Annotated in this window: 19 protein-coding genes; 5 read left to right on the top strand and 14 right to left on the bottom strand. The window is 25.3% G+C overall.

All coding sequences use genetic code 11. The features are described 5' to 3' along the window. Positions 1–20 precede the first annotated feature (20 nt). Positions 21–1,232: a GAF domain-containing sensor histidine kinase gene (locus tag IGS63_RS10420; RefSeq protein ID WP_232521230.1), complete on the top strand. Its 1,212-nt coding sequence runs from the start codon at positions 21–23 to the stop codon at positions 1,230–1,232. After that, positions 1,233–2,231: a bifunctional 5,10-methylenetetrahydrofolate dehydrogenase/5,10-methenyltetrahydrofolate cyclohydrolase gene (locus IGS63_RS10415; protein ID WP_190614773.1), complete on the top strand. Its 999-nt coding sequence runs from the start codon at positions 1,233–1,235 to the stop codon at positions 2,229–2,231. It abuts the gene before it with no gap. Between the two features lie 61 nt (positions 2,232–2,292). Here the strand turns inward: IGS63_RS10415 and IGS63_RS10410 are convergent, their stop codons facing one another. Continuing rightward, positions 2,293–2,982, bottom strand: coding sequence for an RloB family protein (locus IGS63_RS10410; RefSeq protein WP_190614771.1), 690 nt, complete (start codon positions 2,980–2,982; stop codon positions 2,293–2,295). Further along, positions 2,975–4,207, bottom strand: coding sequence for an AAA family ATPase (locus IGS63_RS10405; protein WP_190614770.1), 1,233 nt, complete (start codon positions 4,205–4,207; stop codon positions 2,975–2,977). The genes IGS63_RS10410 and IGS63_RS10405 overlap by 8 nt, the downstream gene beginning before the upstream one ends. A gap of 254 nt (positions 4,208–4,461) precedes the next feature. On the opposite strand from IGS63_RS10405, the gene IGS63_RS10400 reads away from it, so the two are divergent. Beyond that, on the top strand, positions 4,462–5,388 hold the full coding sequence (locus IGS63_RS10400) for a DUF5655 domain-containing protein (RefSeq protein ID WP_190614768.1): 927 nt from the start codon (positions 4,462–4,464) through the stop codon (positions 5,386–5,388). Positions 5,389–5,455: 67 nt separating this feature from the next. On the opposite strand, the gene efp is transcribed toward IGS63_RS10400, so the two are convergent. The 7 genes from efp to prfB are packed head-to-tail and all read right to left on the bottom strand — an operon-like array spanning position 5,456 to position 11,936. Beyond that, the gene (efp, locus tag IGS63_RS10395) at positions 5,456–6,013 is read right to left on the bottom strand and encodes an elongation factor P (RefSeq protein WP_190614766.1); all 558 of its coding nucleotides are present in this window, start codon (positions 6,011–6,013) and stop codon (positions 5,456–5,458) included. Between the two features lie 39 nt (positions 6,014–6,052). Continuing rightward, positions 6,053–6,991, bottom strand: coding sequence for an elongation factor P maturation arginine rhamnosyltransferase EarP (gene earP, locus IGS63_RS10390; RefSeq protein ID WP_190614764.1), 939 nt, complete (start codon positions 6,989–6,991; stop codon positions 6,053–6,055). Next, positions 6,981–7,937: a DNA polymerase III subunit delta gene (locus IGS63_RS10385; RefSeq protein WP_190614758.1), complete on the bottom strand. Its 957-nt coding sequence runs from the start codon at positions 7,935–7,937 to the stop codon at positions 6,981–6,983. Before IGS63_RS10385 ends, earP begins: the two co-directional genes overlap by 11 nt. Position 7,938: 1 nt before the next feature. Continuing rightward, on the bottom strand, positions 7,939–9,618 hold the full coding sequence (locus tag IGS63_RS10380) for a penicillin-binding transpeptidase domain-containing protein (RefSeq protein WP_190614756.1): 1,680 nt from the start codon (positions 9,616–9,618) through the stop codon (positions 7,939–7,941). Positions 9,619–9,621: 3 nt separating this feature from the next. Next, positions 9,622–9,882 carry a hypothetical protein gene (locus IGS63_RS10375; RefSeq protein WP_190614755.1) on the bottom strand — a complete coding sequence of 87 codons (261 nt, stop codon included), beginning with the start codon at positions 9,880–9,882 and terminating at the stop codon, positions 9,622–9,624. 24 nt (positions 9,883–9,906) lie between these two features. Continuing rightward, positions 9,907–10,794 (bottom strand): 16S rRNA (cytosine(1402)-N(4))-methyltransferase RsmH, encoded by an 888-nt coding sequence (gene rsmH / locus IGS63_RS10370; RefSeq protein ID WP_190614753.1) that lies wholly within the window; start codon positions 10,792–10,794, stop codon positions 9,907–9,909. A gap of 38 nt (positions 10,795–10,832) precedes the next feature. Further along, positions 10,833–11,936 (bottom strand): peptide chain release factor 2, encoded by a 1,104-nt coding sequence (gene prfB / locus IGS63_RS10365; RefSeq protein WP_190614751.1) that lies wholly within the window; start codon positions 11,934–11,936, stop codon positions 10,833–10,835. A 441-nt stretch (positions 11,937–12,377) separates the two neighbouring features. Between prfB and IGS63_RS10360 the strand changes: the two genes are divergently transcribed. Both IGS63_RS10360 and IGS63_RS11880 read left to right on the top strand, forming a co-directional pair. Beyond that, positions 12,378–15,011: a response regulator gene (locus IGS63_RS10360; RefSeq protein WP_190614749.1), complete on the top strand. Its 2,634-nt coding sequence runs from the start codon at positions 12,378–12,380 to the stop codon at positions 15,009–15,011. Positions 15,012–15,261: 250 nt separating this feature from the next. Continuing rightward, positions 15,262–15,351, top strand: coding sequence for a hypothetical protein (locus tag IGS63_RS11880; protein ID WP_476756227.1), 90 nt, complete (start codon positions 15,262–15,264; stop codon positions 15,349–15,351). 78 nt (positions 15,352–15,429) lie between these two features. On the opposite strand, the gene IGS63_RS10355 is transcribed toward IGS63_RS11880, so the two are convergent. The 5 genes from IGS63_RS10355 to IGS63_RS10335 all read right to left on the bottom strand — a co-directional run bounded on the left by IGS63_RS10355 (position 15,430) and on the right by IGS63_RS10335 (position 22,854). Further along, entirely contained in the window at positions 15,430–16,395 is a 966-nt protein-coding gene (locus IGS63_RS10355; protein WP_198423052.1) for an adenine nucleotide alpha hydrolase family protein, read from the bottom strand. Between the two features lie 175 nt (positions 16,396–16,570). Continuing rightward, positions 16,571–16,906 (bottom strand): GIY-YIG nuclease family protein, encoded by a 336-nt coding sequence (locus IGS63_RS10350; protein ID WP_190614747.1) that lies wholly within the window; start codon positions 16,904–16,906, stop codon positions 16,571–16,573. Positions 16,907–17,689: 783 nt separating this feature from the next. Beyond that, positions 17,690–20,782, bottom strand: coding sequence for a type I restriction endonuclease subunit R (locus tag IGS63_RS10345; protein ID WP_190614745.1), 3,093 nt, complete (start codon positions 20,780–20,782; stop codon positions 17,690–17,692). After that, a complete protein-coding gene (locus IGS63_RS10340; RefSeq protein WP_190614740.1) occupies positions 20,775–22,004 on the bottom strand; it encodes a restriction endonuclease subunit S in 1,230 nt (409 codons plus the stop codon). Before IGS63_RS10340 ends, IGS63_RS10345 begins: the two co-directional genes overlap by 8 nt. Beyond that, positions 21,997–22,854 (bottom strand): ORF6N domain-containing protein, encoded by an 858-nt coding sequence (locus IGS63_RS10335; protein WP_190614738.1) that lies wholly within the window; start codon positions 22,852–22,854, stop codon positions 21,997–21,999. Before IGS63_RS10335 ends, IGS63_RS10340 begins: the two co-directional genes overlap by 8 nt. Between the last annotated feature and the right edge of the window lie 102 nt (positions 22,855–22,956).

Raw genomic sequence — 22,956 nt, 5'->3', positions numbered from 1 at the left:
AAACAGGGGGCCTTATTAATATGAGTTCTGATATTTATTTTAAAAGTTTTAAAGAAATGGCAGAATTATCTTCAATTATAACTGGTACTGAAAGCGAAAAAGATTTTTTTAAAAAACTTCTTAGTGCTGCTATTAAAAGCATTCCGGAAGCAGAATGTGGTTCAATATGGAAAATAAATGGGTCTCTTTATAAAGGAATGGTTGGATATTGTTATGATGATTCAATTTCAAAAGTTGAAATACCAATTGAAGAATCTTATATTTATAAAACATTAGAAAAAGACGAAATAATTGAAGTCAAAAATATAGAAAACGCTAAAATGAAACCTCAAGAACTTTATTCAGATAAATCAAACAAATTTACTAAAAGTGTGACAACATTAATTGTTCCATTAAAAATACATAAAAAAATAGTTGGACACATATATATAGATAATTTCTTAATAAAATCCTTTTCAGAAGAATCCAAAAGAATATTACAAGTTTTTAGTAATTTTGCATCTACTTTTTTAACTTTGAAAGCTTCAAGAGATAAAGAAAGAGAAGCAAATGAATTAAATAGTGTTTATTGGAGTTTTATAACTCATGAATTAAGGACACCATTAACTTCAGCATTAGGATATGCGGAATACATACTTAGAAATAGAGATATAGAAGAAAAAGAATTGAGAATTCATGTAAAAAAAATATACGCTTCTTCAAAACATATGAATTCTTTAATAAATGATATTTCTACTTTTAACAAACTAAATAGAGAAAATAAAATAAGTATTGAAAAAATAAATTTTAAACAAATAATGTTTGAATCTGTTTCTATAGTTGAACCATTAACTTCTCCAGATGTAGAATTAAATATAAAGTATGAAGCAAATATTCCAGAGTTTATTGAAACAGATACTACAAAATTTACTCAAATTCTAGTAAATATCATAGGAAATGCTATAAAATATACTGATTATGGATACGTTGATGTTAAAGTATCTTATGATAAAAACAAAAAATTATTTATAATTCACGTAGAAGATTCAGGACCAGGAATACCAAAAGATAAATTAGAAGATATATTTAAACCTTTTATTAGACTTTCAAAAGATAAGCCTGGAAGTGGACTTGGATTAGCTATAGTAAAGAAAACTATAAAATTATTGGGTGGAGATTTAAATATTGTTTCAGAAGTAGGATATGGAACAAAATTTACAATAAAAATCCCACATTCATTAAAGGTGTTCTAAATGCAAAATAAATTATTTAGTATAAAAACAATAATAGATATGTTTGATAAACCTATTTTTAAAAAAAATATTGAATTATATAAAAACAATAATATAAATCCAAAAATAGTTTGTATAATTACTTCAGATGATTTGGGAAGTTTATCATATTCTAAAGGTATCAACAATATATGTAAAGAATTTAATATTGATTTTGAAAATTTCTATGCATATTCACGTCACGAATTAACAGATATCATTAATTCATGTAATAAAAATGAAAGTATTAATGGAATAATAACTTTGTATCCAATTGATTTTGGAAAAGATACTCATTTTATGAATTTAGTTTCCTTTGAAAAAGATATTGAAGGTCTAAATAATAAATACTTAGGATACTTAATGCAGCATGAAAAGTTTCAAGATGAATATGGCTTAAGAAAACTAATTATTCCACCAACTGCCAAAGGTATTTTATATGTTTTAAAAAGATACAATAGAATTTTTGAATCACATATGAAAACTTTTGGAAAATATCCTGATACTGTAAAAGAAAATCCGTTTAATTTAAATGGGAAAAAAGTAACTATAATTAATGATTCTTTAGCTGTTGGAAGATCATTAGCTTTAATGTTTTTAAATGAAAATGCAAGTGTTAGAGTTTGTCAAAAATATACTGATTATAAAGATATCTTAAACTTTGTATCAAACTCAGATATAATTATATCAGCAGTTCCTTCGAAAAAATTTATTATACCAACAAACTCAATAAAAGAAAATTCTATAATTTTCGATGTTTCTTTTACAGGAAATTTTGAATACCCTTCTATTTATGAAAAAGTTTATAAAATATCTCCAATGTGGAAGTTAGTAAAAAAAGGTAACAGAATAAACGATATGACATTACATAGACTAATTTCAAATTTATTTTATTTAACTAATAGGAACTTACCTGAAAAAGATTTAATTGAATTAAAAAACTTTGAAAACTCAATAATACCAAAAAAAGAGATGGATTAATTCCATCTCTTTTTGATTTAATGAAAACTATAAAAATTTTTGTACGAGTAGAATTTTATTTTTATTTTTTATCTTGTTTTTCTATAATTTCACATAATTCTTTAACAAGATAATAAACAGTTGTATATGGTGCTTTTTTAGCATATGATTTTTCATTTTTAAACTTATTTACTAATTTTTCAGCATTTTTATATGCTTTTTTCCATCCACTATATCTTTCTAAAATTTCAAACATATCTTTTCTATTTTTTTTGTATCCTTTTTCATTTATATTTTTTTTTACATTTGTATCCAACTTTTCTATATAGTTTTTACAATTAAGATTAGAGTCATTATATTCAAAATATAAAAGAAACCATAATTCAAAACATTTATTTGACCAAGCTACAGAATATCCATTATTTTTAGACTGTTCAATTGTATAATTAAAGCTTTCATCCGAAAAATTATCTTTATCAAAAACCAACCATATATTATCATATATATTACTATTTCTATTTATATATCTATTAACCTCTTTTAATAATTCATCAGTACCTCTTTCGACTCCCTTAATTTCAAAATTATATTTTTTTAAATCAAATACTGTTGAATCTCTTCTTAATAATCCTTTTTCTTCAAATTTCTTTTTTATTCCTTCAAAATAGTTCACTTCTGTTTCTTTACCTTCACAAGCTATTAGATATCTTACAATATTTTCGTTCCTAATATTTTCTTTTCTAATTCTTTTTTTTCTTTTTCTACTACTCATTTTTCTCAGCCCTAAAATAAAAATCTTTTACTATTGGTATTGCTCCATACTTTCCTTTTAAATAATCCTTATCATATGATGCATCATTTCTTACCTTTTTACCATTAACTTTAAATTCAACTAAGGAATATAACTTTGATTCTTTACTTTTTTTCTCAGCAAACCAAATTTCATCTCTTCTAAATAAATCTTTAGTAAGTAATACAACATTGTGAGTTGTAAAAATTAATTGAGAATTATTTTTATTTACTTTTTCATCATGAAACATCGCTATAACTTTTCTCATTAATATTGGATGTAATTTTGAATCAAGTTCATCTATAAATATTGTTTCTCCATTTTTAAATACATCATAAAAAATGTTATATAAAAGAAGCATTTTTTTTGTTCCATCTGACTCCTCATCAAATGGTAATTCTATTAATTTTTTTTTATTATCATAATGTTTAGAATATAAAATTGATGTTTTTTTATTATTTGATATTCGCTCTTTTACCATAATATCTTCAATATCTATATCTATTGATTTCAAAAATTCTACTAATCCTTTAATATATTTTTTATCTTTATACCTTCGTTTTAATTCGGAATTTGTTTCATATATTAATTCAGAAAAGCTATCTCCAAAATTTATTACTTTTATTTCTCTAAACCAATCAAAAACATTTTTAATCTCTTTAACATTAATATTTCCTAAAAATGATAAAAATAATGTAGAACCATTAATAATATTTTCTGTTATAGAGACAACTTTTTTTAAAAATTTAGAAGATTTTATATTATTTTCTTTTCTTTCAAAAATTATATTATATTTATTTTTTCCTCTAAAATCTCTTTTATATAACCATTCTTCGTATACTTTACTATCATCAATTAAAAAACCATATTGATATTCATAACCTTTTTCTTTAAAAAAAACTTCAAATTCAGATTTACCATTTTTAAATTTTTCATCAAAAGCAAAACATTTAAGAGGTATCCCTTTTCTTTCTCCTGCTTCCTTAAAAGAAGATAGCACCCAATATCTCATAAACCTAAAAGCTTCTATAATATTGCTTTTTCCGCCTGCATTGGGACCATATATTGCAGCTATTTTTAAAAATTTTTCTTCATTTTTATCGTGTATTAAATTATATTCATGATCTTTTATTGATGTTGCGGATAAATCTAAAGACACTTCATTTTTATACGATTTAAAATTTTTAAAATTGAATTGTATGAGCATTTTTCTCACCTCCTGTTTTTATTATACCATAAAAATTATAATATATCATAAATTATGAGCATTTTTCTCATTAATTACATTTTTTAGATTTATTCTTAAATAAAATAAAAATAATAAACAATCACAGATTTTCATGATATAATATAATTAAAAAGTTAAATGTTTAATGTATAAGAAGTATTTTGAGAAAAAAACAAATCAAATCAATTAATTGTATTACATTGTATTATTTATTGAAAAAAGGAGTGATTTAATTGGCATTATTTGAGTTGAAGAACGATAAAAAAATTGATGAAATAAAAGAAAAAGAATTTAAACTTGAAAAAGAATTACAAGAAGTTTGTGAAATTAATATGGAAAAATTATTAGGTATAAAGTTTATAAAAAGCGAATTTGCAGTTGAAAATTATAGATTTGACACTCTTGGATATGATGAAGAAAATAAAGCCTTTGTAATTATCGAATATAAAAGAGGACAAAATTATAGTGTTATAGACCAAGGATATGCATATTTAGCTACAATGTTAAACAATAAAGCTGAATTTATTTTAGAATATAATGAAAAATTCGATAATTCCTTAAAAAAAATAGATATTGATTGGTCTCAATCTAAAGTTATTTTCATATCTCAAAATTTTAATAAATTTCAAAAAGATACTATCAATTTTAAAGATTTACCGATTGAATTGTATGAAATAAAACAATTTGAAAATAATATTTTGTACTTTAACGAAATAAAAGGAAATAGAATTACTAATAGTATTTCAAATATTTTAAGTAAAGATGAAAAGGTACAAAAAGTTATTTCTGAAATAAAAACTTATACATTAGAAGACAGTTTAAGCTCAGGTAGCAAAGAAATTATTGAATTATTTAAAATATTTAGTGATAAAATAGAACAAATGATTCCAGATATTGAAGTAGAACCAAAAAAAATATACATAGCATTTAAGAAAAATAAAAAAAATATAGTTGATTTTAAACTTCAAAAAAAGAATTTAAAAATATGGTTGAATATAAGTAAAGGAAATTTAGAAGATAGTAGAAATATCTTTAACGATGTTTCACAAAAAGGGCATCATGGAAATGGAGATTATGAAACAACTATAAATGATGATGAAAATTTAGAATACATACTAAGCTTAATTAAACAAGTTTATAAAAAAAATTTTAATAAATAAAGTAAAACTCAATAATACCAAAAAAAGAGATGGATTAATTCCATCTCTTTTTTTGTATTATATTATTTTAAGCTCTTGATGCATACTCTCCAGTTCTTGTATCTATTACTATTTTATCTCCTATATTTATAAATAAAGGTACTCCAACTTCATATCCTGTTGAAAGAGTAGCGGGTTTTAATGTATTACCAACAGTATCTCCTCTTTCACCTGGTTCAGTGTAAGTAACTTCAAGAATAACATTTTTTGGAAGTGAAAAAGCTACTGGTCTTTCTTCATAAAATGATACTATTACTATTCCATCTTCTGCAAGAAAATTAACTATATCTCCAAGTTCATCTTTTAAAACTTCTATTTGTTCATAAGTTTCATTATCCATAAATGCATAATAATCTCCACTTGTATATATGAATTGCATTTCTCTATGGTCTAATTGTATATCTTCTAATTTTTCTCCACCCTTCATAACTGTATCTAACATTGAATTATTTTCAATATTTTTCATTTTTAAAGTTACTGTTGCTTCATTTCTTCCAGACCAGTTGTATTTTGCCTTTAAAACTGTATAAAGTTTTCCGTTTATTTTTACAACGTATCCAGGTTTTAATTCTGCTGCTGTTATCATTGAATTCACTCCTTTTGTTGATTTTCTATTTTTATTATACTATAAAATTTCTATTATTTTTATTAAGTTTTTTTGAAAACTTTTTCTATTAAGAAAATATTGATTTAAATTCATAAATTTATTTTTAAAATCATTATAATTATTGTTTATAAATAAATATGATTCTTTTATACTTGTTTTTTTAAAATTATTTATATATAAAATTATGTTATAATAACTTTGATAAAATTCATCTAAAAAAGGTTTCATAAAATTCAAAAAAGCATCTATTTTAAGCTTTTTTATTTCATTTTTTTGGGGGTAAGCCTCCCAAAAAAATGGTATACCAGACCAAAGTGCTAATTGAAAAGAGTCTTCTCCTCTAATCCAATTATATTTTGCACCTAAAATATAAGAATCAAATATATCTTGTGTTTTAAAATTCATTTTTTTTATATTATTTATGTTTCCGCTCCAAAGTATTGAATCATTAAGGTCTATAAAAGTTTTTAATTTTTCAGGTGTATATAAATATATATTATTATTTACTTTAGTTTTTTTCATTGCTGAAGTATATGTTAAAACGCCTAAACTTTTATTAGATAAACCTGGAACATAAAATTCACATGGAATATTTAAACCATTGTGCAAACAATTATTTCCATTTACTTCATCTGCCCAAGATTCTGAAGTAAAATAATCTATAACTATAAATTTTTTTGAATTTTTATTAATTTTATTAATAAAAAAATCATTTGGAAAGTACTGAAACATTCCTATACATACATCTGATGCTTCATATTTTTTTATTTCATTAAAACTCAAAATATCAATATCATTTATAAATTTTGGTTTTAATTTTAAGAATAACTCTTTATAATCTGTATAAATTCTTATTTTAAGTGAAGTTTTTAGTGATCTTAAAGCCATAGCCATTCTTAATGTATAACCAGCATCTCCATAATTATCTATTACCGTACAAAATATATCAATTTTCATATCTACACACCTTTTCAAAAAAATCCAAAAAGATAACTCTATGATCAGCTCCAATTTTTAACTTTCTATCTATTTTTTCAATTTCAATTAAAATATTTCTCAATTCTTTTATTTCATATAATTTTACAAGATTTATTTTTTTTATTTTATCATTTTTAAAGTTGATTCCTAAAAAATTTCTAACTCTTTGTGAATTAACTTTAGTTTCATTTTTTATTTTTTCTACTTCTGGCCAAGTATATTTATTTTTCTTTTCTACAAAAGATATTACTTTATACAAATCAAAAAAATATTTAAAGGCAAAACTATTAAACATTATACTATCAAAATCATTATTTGAAATATTTTTAAAATGTTTTATTACTTCATTAATTTTTTTTGAAGATAAGTAATAAAAAAAATCTTCCAAGTTTGATTTAGAAAAATTAGATCCTATTTCAACAACATCATTAAATGTTATAAATTCATTACTATAAATTTTTAACTTTTTTATTTCACCATAAAGATATAAATCGTTATTTCCTAATAAAGATAAAAGATATTCAGATGCTTCGTTTTTTATTTTTTTTGGTTCAGCAAGTTCATTTATAAATTTTATCCATTTATCTTCTTCCCATGGCTTTGGTAAGAAAGCTTTCTTTTTTTCATCAAAATTTATATTTTTGATTTCTTTTTTTGATGAAACAATTAAAATACCATCAGTTAATATTTCATTATTCAATAAAGAAGTAATTTCTTTCTTTTGAGATGTTTTAAAATCATCAAAATTTTCAATTAAAATATCTTTTTTTTTAGTAAACATTCCTCTTGTTGATAATAATGTATTTATTTTTTCAAAAGTGTAGTTTTCTTTTGAAAGTTTTTCAAAGTTATTATTAGTAAAAAACTTTTTTATTATTAATTCTTTTTTTATTAATGAATCACCATATATTAAAATTTTTTTCAAATTAATCACTCCGCAACTCTATATATTGAGTATCTTTTAGTAATGTTCCAGGATTAGGATATTGATAAGTGACTTTAGTTCCACTTCCAGTTATTATTATTTTATTAAAATTATATCCAAGATTTATCAATAATGCTTTAGCTTCTTCCATATCAAAATTTATTAAATTTGGTAAAACTCCTTTAAAATAATAACCTAAGTAATTATAAACTTCTTTTCTTTTGGAATAATTATAAAAAACATTAGTTATTATTGGTGCAGCAACCTCTCCGCCATAATATTCTCCTTTTGGATCATCAACAATAATTAAAAAAGTATATTCTGGATTTATCGACGGATAATATCCTTCAAATAATGAATAATAATCTTCTTTTGTATAACCAATTCCTTTTAATGCTTTTTGTGCTGTACCAGTCTTTCCACCAATTAAAAGCCCTTCTTTATAGGCATCTTTTGCTGTTCCTAATATAGTTGTATATCTCATCCAATCCAATAACTTTTTAGAGGTTCTTTCTGAATATATTTGTCTTCCAAATACTTTTTTGTTTTTAAAGAAAGTTGGATAAACATAATATCCATTATTTACTATTGCATTAAATGCTGTTATTAATTGTATTGGAGTTACTCCAATTCCTTGCCCTATTGCAATTTGATATGGAGTTATAGATTTCCATTCATCTGGATTTTTTAATACACCATCAATTTCTCCAGAAAATTCTATATTTGTTTTTTTCCCAAATCCCATTTTTAATAAACTATTATACAACCATTCTTGAGAATATGTATTTAAAATTTTTTCCATAACTTTGGCTATTGCAACATTTGAAGAATGAGCTAAAGCGGTTTTTATATCCATTGTACCTAAATCAAAATATTCTGATTCTTTTATTTTAATATTCGTATTTTTAGGAGTATATTGATAGCTCCACTTAAATGTTTCATAAGGCTTTATTATATTTTCATCTATTGCCATTGCATAAATCATTGGTTTTAAGGTTGAGCCTGGCTCTATATATCCCATATATCCCATATTCCATGGATATATTGATACACTTGCTTTAATTTCACCCGTTTTAGTATTCATTATAAGTGCAACTGCACCAGATGCATTTTTTTCTTTTACTGTTTTTTTAAGTTCTTCATATAATATTCTTTGTAAAGTTAAATCAATTGATAAATTTTGTTCTTTTTGAGTTTCTAAAAGCTTATTATTATATAAATATTTTTCAATACCATAATTTGTTTTGTCATATTTTCCAATTAATTGAGATAGTGAAAATAAATCATTATATATTCTATCTTGTGTTTCATATATTTTAGAGAATTTTCTTAAAACTCCCAAATTGTCTTCAGCTTCTTTTTTTGTATAGAATTTTCCCCATTTTAAAAATTTTTTATCTTTTATTTCATCTTGAGTATATTTAGATAGTAATAAATGTTCGTATTCTTTAAATTTTTTTTGTCTTCTTAAAAAAGATAAATCAATCCAAGCTTCATACATTTTTTTATTATAAACAATAAAATTACCCTTGCAATCTACAAGGGTAGCCATATTTTTATTATTAATATTTATATCTTTTGAATTTTCAATAACTTTATAATTAAAAAAAACACCAAAAAAAATAATTGTCAAATATAACATTGACAAAAGTAATAAAAGAATATACTTTTTTAATTTCATGAATTATTTTCCTTCATAAGAGTTTAAAATTTGAGTTATCTTTGCAATTTCATCATTTAATTGTACTATTTTTTGTTCTGTACCATTAATCTTTTTTTGAGAAACAGCTAAAGATTCTCTATAACTCTCTACGTTTTTTCCAAAGTTTAAAAATAGTGAAATCCACACAACAACTGCTATTAAAATCATAAAAAGAATAGACCAAAAAGTTAAATCAATAGTTTTTACTTCTGTTTTTTCAATTCTTATGCTTTTAGTACTCATAATAAAGCCCCCCAAATTAATAGATTACTTTTTTTCTGCAGCTCTAAGTTTGGTACTTCTCGCACGTGGATTATTTTTTATTTCTTCTTCTGAAGGTATCAAAGGTTTTTTTGTTAATAAATTAAACCTTTCATCATTTTTAAAAAATGTTTTTATAATTTTATCTTCAAGAGAATGAAAAGACAAAACAACAACCCGTCCCCCAACTTCTAAATAATTTCCAAATTTATTTAATGCCGTTTTAATATTATTAAATTCACCATTTACTTCTATTCTTATTGCTTGAAATGTTTTGGTTGCAAAATGTCTTTTTCTTTTTCTTATTTCAGAATAAGGAAAGGCAGATTTTATTGCTTCAACTAATTCAAAAGTAGTATTTAATGGCCTTGCTTGTACTATCCTTTTTGCTATCTTCCTTGAAAATCTAAATTCTTCACCATATTCAAATATTATTTTTGATAATTCTTGTTCAGAATATTCATTCACAACATAATGAGCCGTCTTATCAGCTTCTAAATCCATTCTCATATCAAGAGGTTCATCTTTCATAAATGTAAATCCTCTTCCTACGCCTTTTAATTGAAAAGTTGAAACTCCTAAATCCATAAAAAATCCATTTACTTTTTTAACTCCAAGTCCCGCTAAAACAATATCTATTTCTTGATACGGTGCTTTAAAAAAATCTATTTTATAAGAAAGTTCTTTTAATCTTTTTTCTGCTATTCCAAGGACTTCATAATCAACATCAACTGATATTACTCTAGCTTTCCCATTGCATTTTTCATAAATTGCTTTAGAATGTCCACCCTCTCCAGCAGTACAATCTACATATATTCCATCTTCCACTGTAATAAGATAATCAAGAACTTCATTCACCATTATACTTTTATGATAATCTTTATACTCTCTCAAAAATTATACACCACCTTAACGTTTTTGTCAAATTTATTTTATCTTGAAAGCTCTGCAAAGTACAAAAGTTCTGATTCTATAAACCCATCTATTGTACCGTCTAATACTCCATCTGTATCTGATGTTTCATAAGAAGTTCTATGATCTTTAACCATTTGATATGGATATAATACATACGATCTTATTTGATTTCCCCAAGATATATTTTTAACATCTCCCATTAATTGCATTTTTTCTTCCATTTTTTTTCTCATTTCCATTTCATAAAGTCTTGCTTTTAACATACTCATTGCTGTTGCTTTGTTTTGATGTTGTGATCTTTCATTTTGACAGGCAACAACTATTCCTGTAGGTAAATGAGTTAATCTTACAGCAGAATCTGTTTTGTTTACATGTTGTCCTCCTGCTCCACCTGCTCGATATGTATCAATTCTTAAATCTTCTGTTCTTATTTCTATTTCAACATCTTCGTTTAATTCAGGAACAACATTTACAGATGTAAAAGATGTATGTCTTCTACCATTTGAATCGAATGGGGAAATTCTAACTAGTCTATGTACTCCACTTTCATATTTTAGTTTTCCATAAGCATATGGTCCAGAAATTTTTATTGTTACACTTTTTATTCCCGCTTCGTCTCCATCAAGATAATCTATTGTTTCTACTTTCATTTTATTTTTTTCACACCATCTTACATACATTCTATAAAGCATACTTGCCCAATCTTGAGATTCTGTTCCACCTGCTCCTGGATGTATAGAAAGAAATACATTATTGTTGTCATACTTTCCTGATAAAAGCATTGAAAGTTCAAATGCTTTTATTTTCTTTTCTATTTCATTGAGTGTTTCAAATATTTGAGATTCCATGCTTGAATCTTCTTCTGTTAGTTCTATTGCTGCATCTAGATCATCAAATAAATTTGCTAATGCTTCAAAATCTCCTATTTCGTTTTTTAGGTGTTGTGACTCTCTTGAAACACTTTCAGCTTTTTTAGAATCATTCCAAAAATTTGGATCTGTCATAATTTTTTCCAATTCTTTAACTCTATTTCTTGATTTTTCAATATTAAATAAATTTTTTAAATCTTTAAACTTATTTTTAAGTCCATCTATTTTTACTTTAACTTCATAATCAATCATTTTTTACCTCCAAAATGAAATACGTAATTTATTTAATTATAGCATAAAAAGAAAATATTTTGTTTAAATTGATTTTAAATGTTGTTCAAATTAATTATATTATGCACAAATTATTTGTTATAATATTTTTAAGAATAAATTATAAAACAACAAATCAACAATGAATATTTTTATAAAACATTCACAAAATATTAATATTAATTTGTTGATTTTATTAAAAAGATATGATATAATTTAATTGTTCTTAAATAAGTATAAAAACTCCCCAATTTAGAATAAAAAGGTTAATCCCCTTCAATTTCCCAATATATCCTATTGCTGACTTATGTCAGCATTTTTTTTAATTGATTAGATTAAGAATATATGGTATAATTAATTATATTAAAAAAAAGTTAATTTTTTTAATTGATCACTAATAAAATCTTTTAAGAGGTGTATTTTATGATTAATATAATTTTATTATTAACTTTAATAGTTTTACTTTTTGATATTCTTATTAGAATAATTTTCTTTAAAAACATAATATCGAGTGACTTTGATGGAAGAATTATCTTAAAACAAAAAGATAACAAATTAATAATATCTTCTTGTAATGAATATGCAGAGCTTTTATTTGGCGAAAAGATAAAAAATAAAAATATATTAAATTATTTAAAAATTAATATTGAAAAAAATATGAAATATTCAAAAGTTAAAGATATTTATTTTTCAAAAACAAAAAAATGGGCTTATGGAGTAATTTATAAAATTAATTTCAATAAATTTGTTTTGATTTTATCTGACATAACCGATGAAAAAGAAAAAGAAAATAAAATTAGGAAAGAACAAAAGAGAATGAATCTTGCAATGAGTGCTTCTAATGAAGGAATATGGGAATGGGACTTAGAAAAAAATGAATTTAATTTTAATAAAACAATAGAAAAAGTATTAGATTATAATATTATTGAATTAAAAGAAAAATTTAAAGACTGGAAATCTTTATTTTCACCAAAAGATTTAAAAAAAATATCTCAAAAAGTAGATGCTTGTGTTAATAATAAAACAGATGATTTTACATGTGAAATACAAATAAAAATGAAAAATGGAACTTTAAAGTGGATAGAAGCACGAGGAAAAGTAATTGAAAGAACTCAAAATTTAAAAGCAATAAGAATCATAGGAACTTTAAGTGATATTTCAAAAAGAAAGAATTTTGAAAAAGAAAAAGAAAAACTTTTGGAAATAACTCAAAAATTATTTGAATTATCTCCAGACTTTATATTAATAGTTGATTTCAATCAAAATATAGTAAAAGTATCACAATCTATATTGGATACATTTGAATATAAAGAAGAAGAACTATTAAATAAAAATATTAAATATTTTTTAAAAGATTCGGATTTAATTACTGTAGAAAATACACATAATAAAATTTTAGAAGGAAATTTTATAAATAACACTAAAATTTATATGAAGAAAAAAAATGGAACTTATCTGCCTTTAAGAATATCAGCAAAGGCTTCTAAAGAATTAAAACTAATATTTGGTGTAGGAAGAGATGTAAGTGCTGAAGAATTAACTCTTAAAAAACTACAAATGGCTGCAAAAAAAGAAGCCGAAGCTTCAAAATTAAAAACTAATTTTCTTGCTAACATGAGTCATGAAATAAGAACTCCTTTATCTGCAATCATAGGAGCTATTGAATTATTATCAGAATATAATTATACAAATGAACAAGAAGAACTAATTAATATACTTAGAAGTTCATCTGATACTTTATTAGAGTTAATAAACAACATATTAGATCTTTCAAAAATAGAAAGTGGACATTTAAGTTTTGAATTTATTGATTTTAGTCCTTCAATAATGTTTGAAAATATTGAAAATATTTTTAGACCTCTTGCAAATAAAAAAGGAATAAATTTTTATCTTGAAAATAATATGAGTAAAAAATATAATTTAAAAAGTGATCCAACAAGATTAAAACAAGTTTTAGTAAACTTAATATCAAATGCAATTAAATTCACTTCAGAAGGTAGTGTTTCTTTATCAATAAATGAATTAGAATCAAATGAAAAAACTGTTAAATTAGAATTTAAAGTTAAAGATACTGGAATAGGAATTCCAAAAGAGAAAATAAATACAATTTTTGAAAGTTTTAATCAAGCAGATAATTCAATAACAAGAAAATTTGGCGGTACTGGCTTGGGTCTTGCAATATCAAAAAAAATAATTGAAAAATTAGGTGGGAAAATAATTGTTGAAAGCGTTTTAAATGCTGGAAGTACTTTTAAATTTGTTCTTGAAATCGAAAAATCTAATAAGTTCATTGAAAAAGATAATACATTGAATATTGATACAATAAAAAGTTCTGAAATAACTATATTAATTGCTGAAGACAATGATATTAATCAAAAAATATTAAAAATGATGTTAAAAGATAAAAATTTTAATATACACATGGCTTCAGATGGCGAAGAGGCTGTTTCACTTATTTCAAAAATACCTTTTGATTTAATATTAATGGATGTACAAATGCCTAAATTAAATGGATTTGAGGCAACAAAAGAAATTCGAAAACACAATAAAAATATACCGATTATAGCTTTAACAGCAAATGCCATGAAAGGATATAAAGAAGTATGTATAAAAAATGGAATGAATGACTATCTTGTAAAGCCTATAAGTAAAAGGGCTTTGTTCAATATAATATTAAAATATGCAAGCTTAAAAAAACAAAGTATAAATAACTTTAAAAATATTCATATAGAAGATAATTTTGAAAATAGAATTGAGAGAAGTGGACTTGATAAAGAGTCATTTAGAGAAATCTTTTCAGAATTTATAACTAATTATAAGCCTATACTTTCTGAAATAAAAAATGCTTTACTTGAAAGAAATTTTAAAAAATTAGAGGAAATTTCTCATTCTTTAAAGTCTTCTGTTGGATATCTTGGTACAAAAAAATCTTTTTATTTAGCTCATCAATTAGAAATATGTGGAAAAACTTTTAACTTAAAAAAAGCTCAATATTATTTAAATGCATTAGAAGAAGAACTACAAAAAATGCAAGTAGAATTTTATCAAAATTTTTAAAATCAAAGAAAAGTAGATAATGAATAAAAATTAGATTATCTATTAAGAAGTATTTTTTATGAGAAAAGTATATTAAAGATATCTAAATATAAAGAACATGTAGTTAATGAATTTCTTATTTTATTATAAAAAGATGAATTAACAGATGGCATAGATTTAAAGAATTATGATGCAAGTCAAAATCTAAAATTAATGAAAACAAATTAACTGAAGCTAAAAAAACAAAATGTGAACTTGAGAAAGAAAAAGAATAGAAGAATTAAAAGGTAAAGTAGTTGAATATATTAAATATTACAATGAAAAAAATCTTAAAATAAAATGCATGGTTTCTATATTATAGAAACCATGCATTTATATATACAACATTTTAATTTAGTTAATGATTTATTTGATAAAGGTCTATTCAAAGTTTACATTGTTATTTTATAAATTCATAGTCAATAACAGAAAAAGTTCTTAATTTATTATTTTTAGAAGGTAACCATTCAACTTCTATTGGAACTGCAAATTCTGGTTGAAGTCTTCCCGTTTTAATCCAATAACTTGATTCTTTATTATTAGATATTCCAGGACTTGCTGAAATTTTTAGTTTCATGGGTTTATTAGCAACAACAACTTCATCAATAGTACTTTCTTTTTCTAAAAGTTTTACAATATCATTTATTATGTTTTGTGGAGGTAATGGCTTTATATTTATAATGGCTATATTTTTAGACAAAGGACCTATTATTTTTACATTAGCAATTTCCCTTTTAAATTCATAAAAATCTAAAACATCATGAATTACTTCATTTGATATAACATCAGCTCTTGAATGATATTGTGTATTTACAGCCATTTTTAAAAGATGTTTAAATTTACATCCTTCTCTTCCAATATTTTCACCAATTTTTGGAATTGTAAATCCATAATAGCTTAATATTTCTTTTATTTGAATTTTATTGAGCATGACTAAAGGAGAATATATATTATTCATAATTTTAATTTTTGTTTTTCCCCAAGAATCAGATTGATTAGCTCCAGAAGCTACTATACCTTTGTAAGCAAATTCTTTTACTTTTTCAATTTTTATACTCTTGGTACATTGATTACAATTTGGGCCATGATACATTAGTGTTTCCTGTTCAGATTCTCCTGATACAAAAAATAAATTTAAATTCATTTGATTTGATAAACTCAGTACGGCTTCTAATCCTTTTGAATAAGAATAAGCACCAAAACATACATTCACTAGAGTTATTTGAGATTTTGGAAGAGCATCTTTAGCAAGTAATGCAACGACCGTACTATCTAATCCTCCAGAAAAAGCAATATAGAGTTTTTTATTTCCAACTACTTGTTTTATATCTTCTTTAATTTCTTCTATTATTTTTATTGTAAACACCTCCGTATAGAGTTTATCAAAAAAATTTTAAGAGATAGTAAAAAAATTTCTAACATTTAAAAATTCTAAAAAAATACTTGACTCTTAGGAGAGCAAGTGTTTTTATATAATGTTATAATAATTATTATGTAAATTTTTAATTTTTTCAATAGACAGATTTGTCATTTCGACAAGCTCAATGACTGGATTGCTTTTTTCCCCCTAAGCCAGTCGAAGAGTATTTTTTCGTTTGTCTTTGATTCTTTACTAATTCTGGTAATAATTCTGGACAACCATTGATCAATGCCTCTTTTTTCTTTCGACTCCAACCTTGAATTTGTTTTTCTCTATAGAAGGCTTCATCTACTCTTGAATATTCTTCATAATAAACCAACTTTACAGGTAATCTTTTTCTTGTATAATTTGCTCCATTACCATCTTGATGTTGAATTAATCTTTTTTGTAAATCATTAGTACTTCCTGTATAATAACTTCCATCAGAACATTTTAATATATATGTATAACCTATCATTAATAAAGTCCCCCTTTTGATAAGTCATTTCGACAAGCTCAATGACCGGATTTTTGCTCCCTGAGCCAGTCGAAGGGTGGGAGTCATTTCGACAAGCTCAATGATCGGATTTTTGCTCCCTGAGCCTGTCGAAGGGTAGGAGTCATTTCGACAAGCTCAATGACCGGATTTTTGCTCCCTGAGCCTGTCGAAGGGTAGGAGTCATTTCGACAAGCTCAATGATCGGATTTTTGCTCCCTGAGCCAGTCGAAGGGTGGGAGTCATTTTTCGACAAGCTCAATGATCGGATTTTTGCTCCCTGAGCTTGTCGAAGGGTGAGAGTCATTTCGACAAGCTCAATGACCGGATTTTTGCTCCCTGAGCCAGTCGAAGGGTGGGAGTCATTTCGACAAGCTCAATGACCGGATTTTTGCTCCCTGAGCCAGTCAAAGTGTGTGTGACATTTCGACAAGCTCAATGATCGGATTTTTGCTCCCTGAGCCAGTCGAAGGGTGGGAGTCATTTTTCGACAAGCTCAATGACCGGATTTTTGCTCCCTGAGCCAGTCGAAGGGTGGGAGTCATTTTTCGACAAGCTCAATGATCGGATTTTTGCTCCTTGAGCCAGTCGAAGGGTGAGAGTCATTTCGACAAGCTCAATGACCGGATTTTTGCTCCCTGAGCCAGTCGAAGGGTAGGAGTCATTTCGACAAGCTCGATGATCGGATTTTTGCTCCCTGAGCCTGTCGAAGGGGATTCTATAATATCCTTTCAATTGGCTAAAAATATATTTATTTAATTTAAATTAAATTTTCCCTCCTATACCTTTAAACTTTTCTACAAATGCAGCAATTTTTTGAAAAACACTTTGTTTTTTTGTTAAATATTGTGGATTAAGAGGACTCATTTTAGGTAGAATACTATTAAGTTCAGTCCCATTTTCACTAGCATATTCTTTTTTTAGTGAATTTAAGATATATCTTTTTGCAGCTTCTTCATTAAGTTTTTCTGTATTAATTAATTTTTCTGCTTCACGTTTCTGTTCTTTTTGAGCAAATAAGAAAAAGGAATCAATAATGCTAGCTTTATCTTGAATCTCGTCTAAATCATTATTATTAATAAAGTTAACTATTAAACTTTCTTTAGCTCTATTTCCAACACTAGAACGAATTAAACGTTTTATATCCTCAACTAATAACTTTTTATCTTTTGTTTTTTTATTTTTTTCAAATATCAGTTCAAGAATATAATCTAAATTTATTTCTTTTGACTTTAAAAGTTCTACTTCAAAAACAACGTCATCCCAATCAACAGAAGAGGATTCTTTTGCTTTCTCAACTCTTTCAGAGTGAAGCCAATCTCGAATATCATTATAAGTTGAACGATAATCTTGAATAACTCTTTCTTCTGGAATTTTAATATTTTGTACATAAGGTATATTTTCTTCACTTACATAAAAATCTGATGCATCTTCTTCATTTATATAAAAGTTATTATCTGTTGACTGTAACTCTTTTAACTTAGTAAAATCATCATAGTTTTGTAGTATATTTTCAATTTTTAAATATTCTCCAAAAAGTTTAACAAATTCTTTTTTATCTTCTTCAGTAGTTATATTTTCAACATTTGGAAAACGCTCTTGTAACTCTTTTACTATATCTATATATCCACGTCGAGCTTTTCCGGTAATTATATCAGTAAATCCTTCCATATATTCCTTATAACTTTTTTCTAAAATAATATTTTTAGTATTTTCCTTACCAAAAAGAGTTATTGCATCTATAGTTGCTTTTTCTAAATCTCTAAAAGTAACAATGTTTCCAAATGTTTTAGTAGAATCATAAATACGATTAGTTCTTGAAAAAGCCTGTATTAATCCATGATAACGTAGATTTTTATCAACAAATAATGTGTTTAGCATAGGTGCATCAAATCCAGTTAAAAACATTCCTACAACAATCAAAAGGTCAATTTCTTTTCTTTTGACTCTATTAGATAAATCACGGTAATAGTTTTGAAATTGCTTACTATCTACACTATAATTAGTTTTAAACATAGCATTATAATCATTAATTGCTAATGTTAAAAATTCTTTTGCACTACTATCCATTGCAGATGGTTCAAAAGTTTCATCAATAATTTCACCTATAGAATTTTGATCTTCATTAGCAGCAAATGAAAATATTGTAGCTATTTTTAAAGGTTTATTGCTTCCTTTCTGTAAATTATTCAATGATTCATAATAAAGTTTTGCTGCATCTACACTACTTACTGCAAACATCGCATTAAATCCTTTTCCACTTGCGTTTCGATGTGTTTTTATTTTGAAATTTTTAAGTATATACTCTGAAATTTCTTTAATTCTTTCGGGATGTAATAAAGCTTCTTTATTTTCTGCTGCTGATAATTTTTTCTCGTCTTGTTCTGTTTCTAAATTCTTAAATTTAGGACGGACATTATTATAATCTACCTTAAATTTTAAAACTTTTTCATCTCTTATTGCGTGAGTAATTACATAAGAATGTAATTCTCTACCAAATACTGATGCAGTAGTCTCAGATCCTAAAGCATTTTCAGGAAAAATTGGTGTACCAGTAAATCCAAATTGATAAAATTTTTTAAATTTCTTTTTAATATTTTTTTGAGCTTCTCCAAATTGAGAACGATGTGCTTCATCAAAAATAAATACAACTTGTTTATTATATATAGACAAATCTGATTCTTTTTTTATAAGGTTATTTAGTTTTTGAATTGTAGTTACAATAATTTTATTATCATCTTTTTCAATGTTACGTTTTAAACCTGCTGTATTTTCTGATCCGTTAACACTATCAGGAGAAAAACGCTGATATTCTTTCATAGTTTGATAATCTAAATCTTTTCTATCTACAACAAAAAATACTTTATCTATAAAATCTAATTCAGTAGCTAAACGAGCAGCTTTAAAACTTGTCAGAGTTTTCCCAGAACCTGTAGTATGCCAAATATATCCACCACTTTCAGTAGTACTCCATTTTTTTGCTAAATGAGAACTCTTTATTTTCCATAAAATTCTTTCTGTAGCAGCTATTTGATAAGGTCTCATAATTAACAAAGTATCATTTGTATCAAAAACTGAATAATGTAATAATATTTTTAATATAGTGTTTTTTTGAAAAAATGTAGCAGTAAAGTCTTTTAAATCTTTAATTAAAGAGTTATCTGACTTTGCCCAGTTCATAGTAAAGTCAAAACTATTTTTATCTCTTTTAGTTGTATTTGCAAAATAACGACTATCTGTACCATTAGAAATAACAAAAAGCTGTAAATACTTAAACAAAGAGTTTTCAGAATTAAAGCTTTCTTTACTATATCTATGAATTTGATTAAAAGCTTCACGAATAGCAACCCCACGTTTTTTAAGTTCTATTTGCACCAAAGGTAAACCATTTACTAAAATAGTTACATCATATCTATTTTTATGAGTTCCTGTTTGTTCAAACTGAGAAATTACTTGTAATTTATTTTTTGAAATAGTCTTTTTATTTACTAAATAAATATTTTGAATATGTCCATCGTCAAATACAAAATCATAAATATAATCATTGTGTATTTTACGTGTTTTATCTATAATATTATCACTAGGTTTATCTAAATATTCTTCTACAAAACGAAGCCATTCACCTTCTGAAAATTTTACTTTATTTAATGTTTCTAATTGTAATCTAACATTAGCAAGCATTTTTTCAGGAGTTGTTAAGTCTTTTAGATAGTCGTATCCTTGATTTTCTAAATCTTGAATAAGTTCTCGCTCTAAATCAGGTTCTGTTTGATAACCTGTACCATCTTGCTCTATTTTTTTGTATTTATCTAAAACTATAAAGTTATTTGATTCTGCTATTGGTTTATAGTTAGTCATATTTATTGTTCCCTCCTTTATTCCACCTTAGCCCTGGAAAATTAAGAAGCATATTTCTATAATATTCATATTGTTTTTGACGCAACTCTATTTCACGAGGTAAACCTTCTGAAATTGAGGTTGTTAAAGCCTCAAATTTATCTAAAATTTCCACAATCTCTTTTTGTTTTTCTAATGGTGGGATTGGGATTTCCCATTTTCTTAATTGCCCCATTTGCACGCTAGGAAAACTTGACTTATTAACTGATTGTTTTGCTTTCTCATCAATAATAAAAAAATAATAATAAACAAATTTCATACATAATCTTTCACAAAGCTCATCTTTTAAAGTGAAATTTGTGAACCGTTGATTACTCAAGTAATCAACGGTTACAAGAGCATGTTCACCTATTGTTGCAGTTGTCGCCATTATAATAGAATTAGCAGGAAATAAATTCCCTTTTATTCCACTTTTGTGAACATGTTGTATTGAATTATTAAGAATATTCCCATTTTTTCTTAAATCTTCCATTCTAAACCAAGGGATATCTCCATTTTTCCAATATTCTTTTTTAGATTTTGAAGGAGTATATCCGTTTTTTAAATAAAATATGTCTTCAATTTTCTTCCACTCCACCTCTTTGCCATTTAAGAACCATTTACCATTATCTTCTATAGGTGTAAGCAACTTATCACGATAATACTCATATTGCTTCTTACGAGCTGTAAGCTCTGCTGTAAGCTCTGCTGTAAGCTCTGTAAAGGTATCCAAGATACGGACTATCTCCTTTTGGACGTGTAGGGGTGGGATTGGGATTTTTACTTTTGCCATTTGATTACTCATTAACTTTGGGTTACCCATCCCCGAGTAAACATATTTTTTAGCTTCAATTGACAACCAAAAATATAAGAATTTATAACTTAATTTTTTTTCATTCTTAATTGTTATAAGACCACACACATTTGTAATAGAGAATTTTCCATTACGATGAAATACTGTGCCGGCATTAGCACCATCAGTTGTCCAATTAATATACTCGCCATCAAAATCATAAGAGGTAATTTTACCTATCATTCCATTATTCAAAGTCTGAGAACTATATACAGGATAATCGCCAGCATTTTCAGCTAAGTAAGTTTTTGACATAACTCTACCTCGTTTTAATTCAGCCACTTCCTCCAACGTCCTCCACTCAACCTCAACTCCATTAAGCAACTTTTCCATAAAATTCTTTTTAATCATTTTCAACCCCCAATAATTCTTTATCTATATTCATCTTACTAAAGCCAAAAACTTTCTTACCTAAATCTTTTAAGCTTTCCCCAATATGATAGACCATCTCATCAATTATCAAAAATCTATCATGGTATTTATTAGAAGTTTTCACTTTTAGATTTTTATACTGAGAATTATATTTCTCTAAATCAAGATTTAATTTTTTATCTATCTTTTTTGTGATAATTGTAACAGTTAATTTTGGATACTCTTTTAGAAGAGTTAAAACAGTGTCATCAATATAATTATCTATCAAAGTTACCTCTTTTTTGGCACTTCGTAATAATTTGTTTATAAACTCATAAGCATCCCAAATCTCTCCATCAAAAAACACTCTTTGAATAGGAGGTTTATCACCTTCTAAATATTTAAAAATTTTTTCAAATTTCTCTTTATGTTCTAGTAATATTTTCTCTGTTCGGTCAATTCTTTGAAAAAGAGAAGCATTTGATAACATTATTTGTTTCATTTCTACAAAAGCTCTCATTATATTTACACTTACTTCTACAGCTACTTTACTTTTTAAAACAGCACTTAACATTGATACACCTTGTTCTGTAAAGGCATAAGGTAATGAAGAGGAATGTTTTAAATTTTCAAGCCGGTCGCATTTTGCGACCAGTTCATTTTTTTCATTAGAAGTTAATTGAAATCTAAAATCATTAGGGAATCTTTCTATATTTCTTTTAACTTGTTCATTTATTCTTTTTGTTTCTGCTTGGTATAAACTTGCCAAATCTCTATCTATCATCACTTGTTTACCTCGAAAGGTAAAAATGGTATCTTTTATATTAACTGTTTTTATTAAATCTTCCACTTTAAAACCTCTCTCCTCATAAAAAAATCACTCCACTCTAGTCCTCTCCTTTGTAAAAGGGAGGGAACATCTTTTAAAGTCTCCCCTTTATTAAGGGGGAGA

It is taken from the genome of Tepiditoga spiralis (assembly GCF_014701195.1).
Lineage (GTDB): Bacteria > Thermotogota > Thermotogae > Petrotogales > Petrotogaceae > Tepiditoga > Tepiditoga spiralis.
The sequence above is the reverse complement of the archived record's forward strand: the minus strand, read 5'-3'. Positions and strand labels throughout refer to the sequence as shown.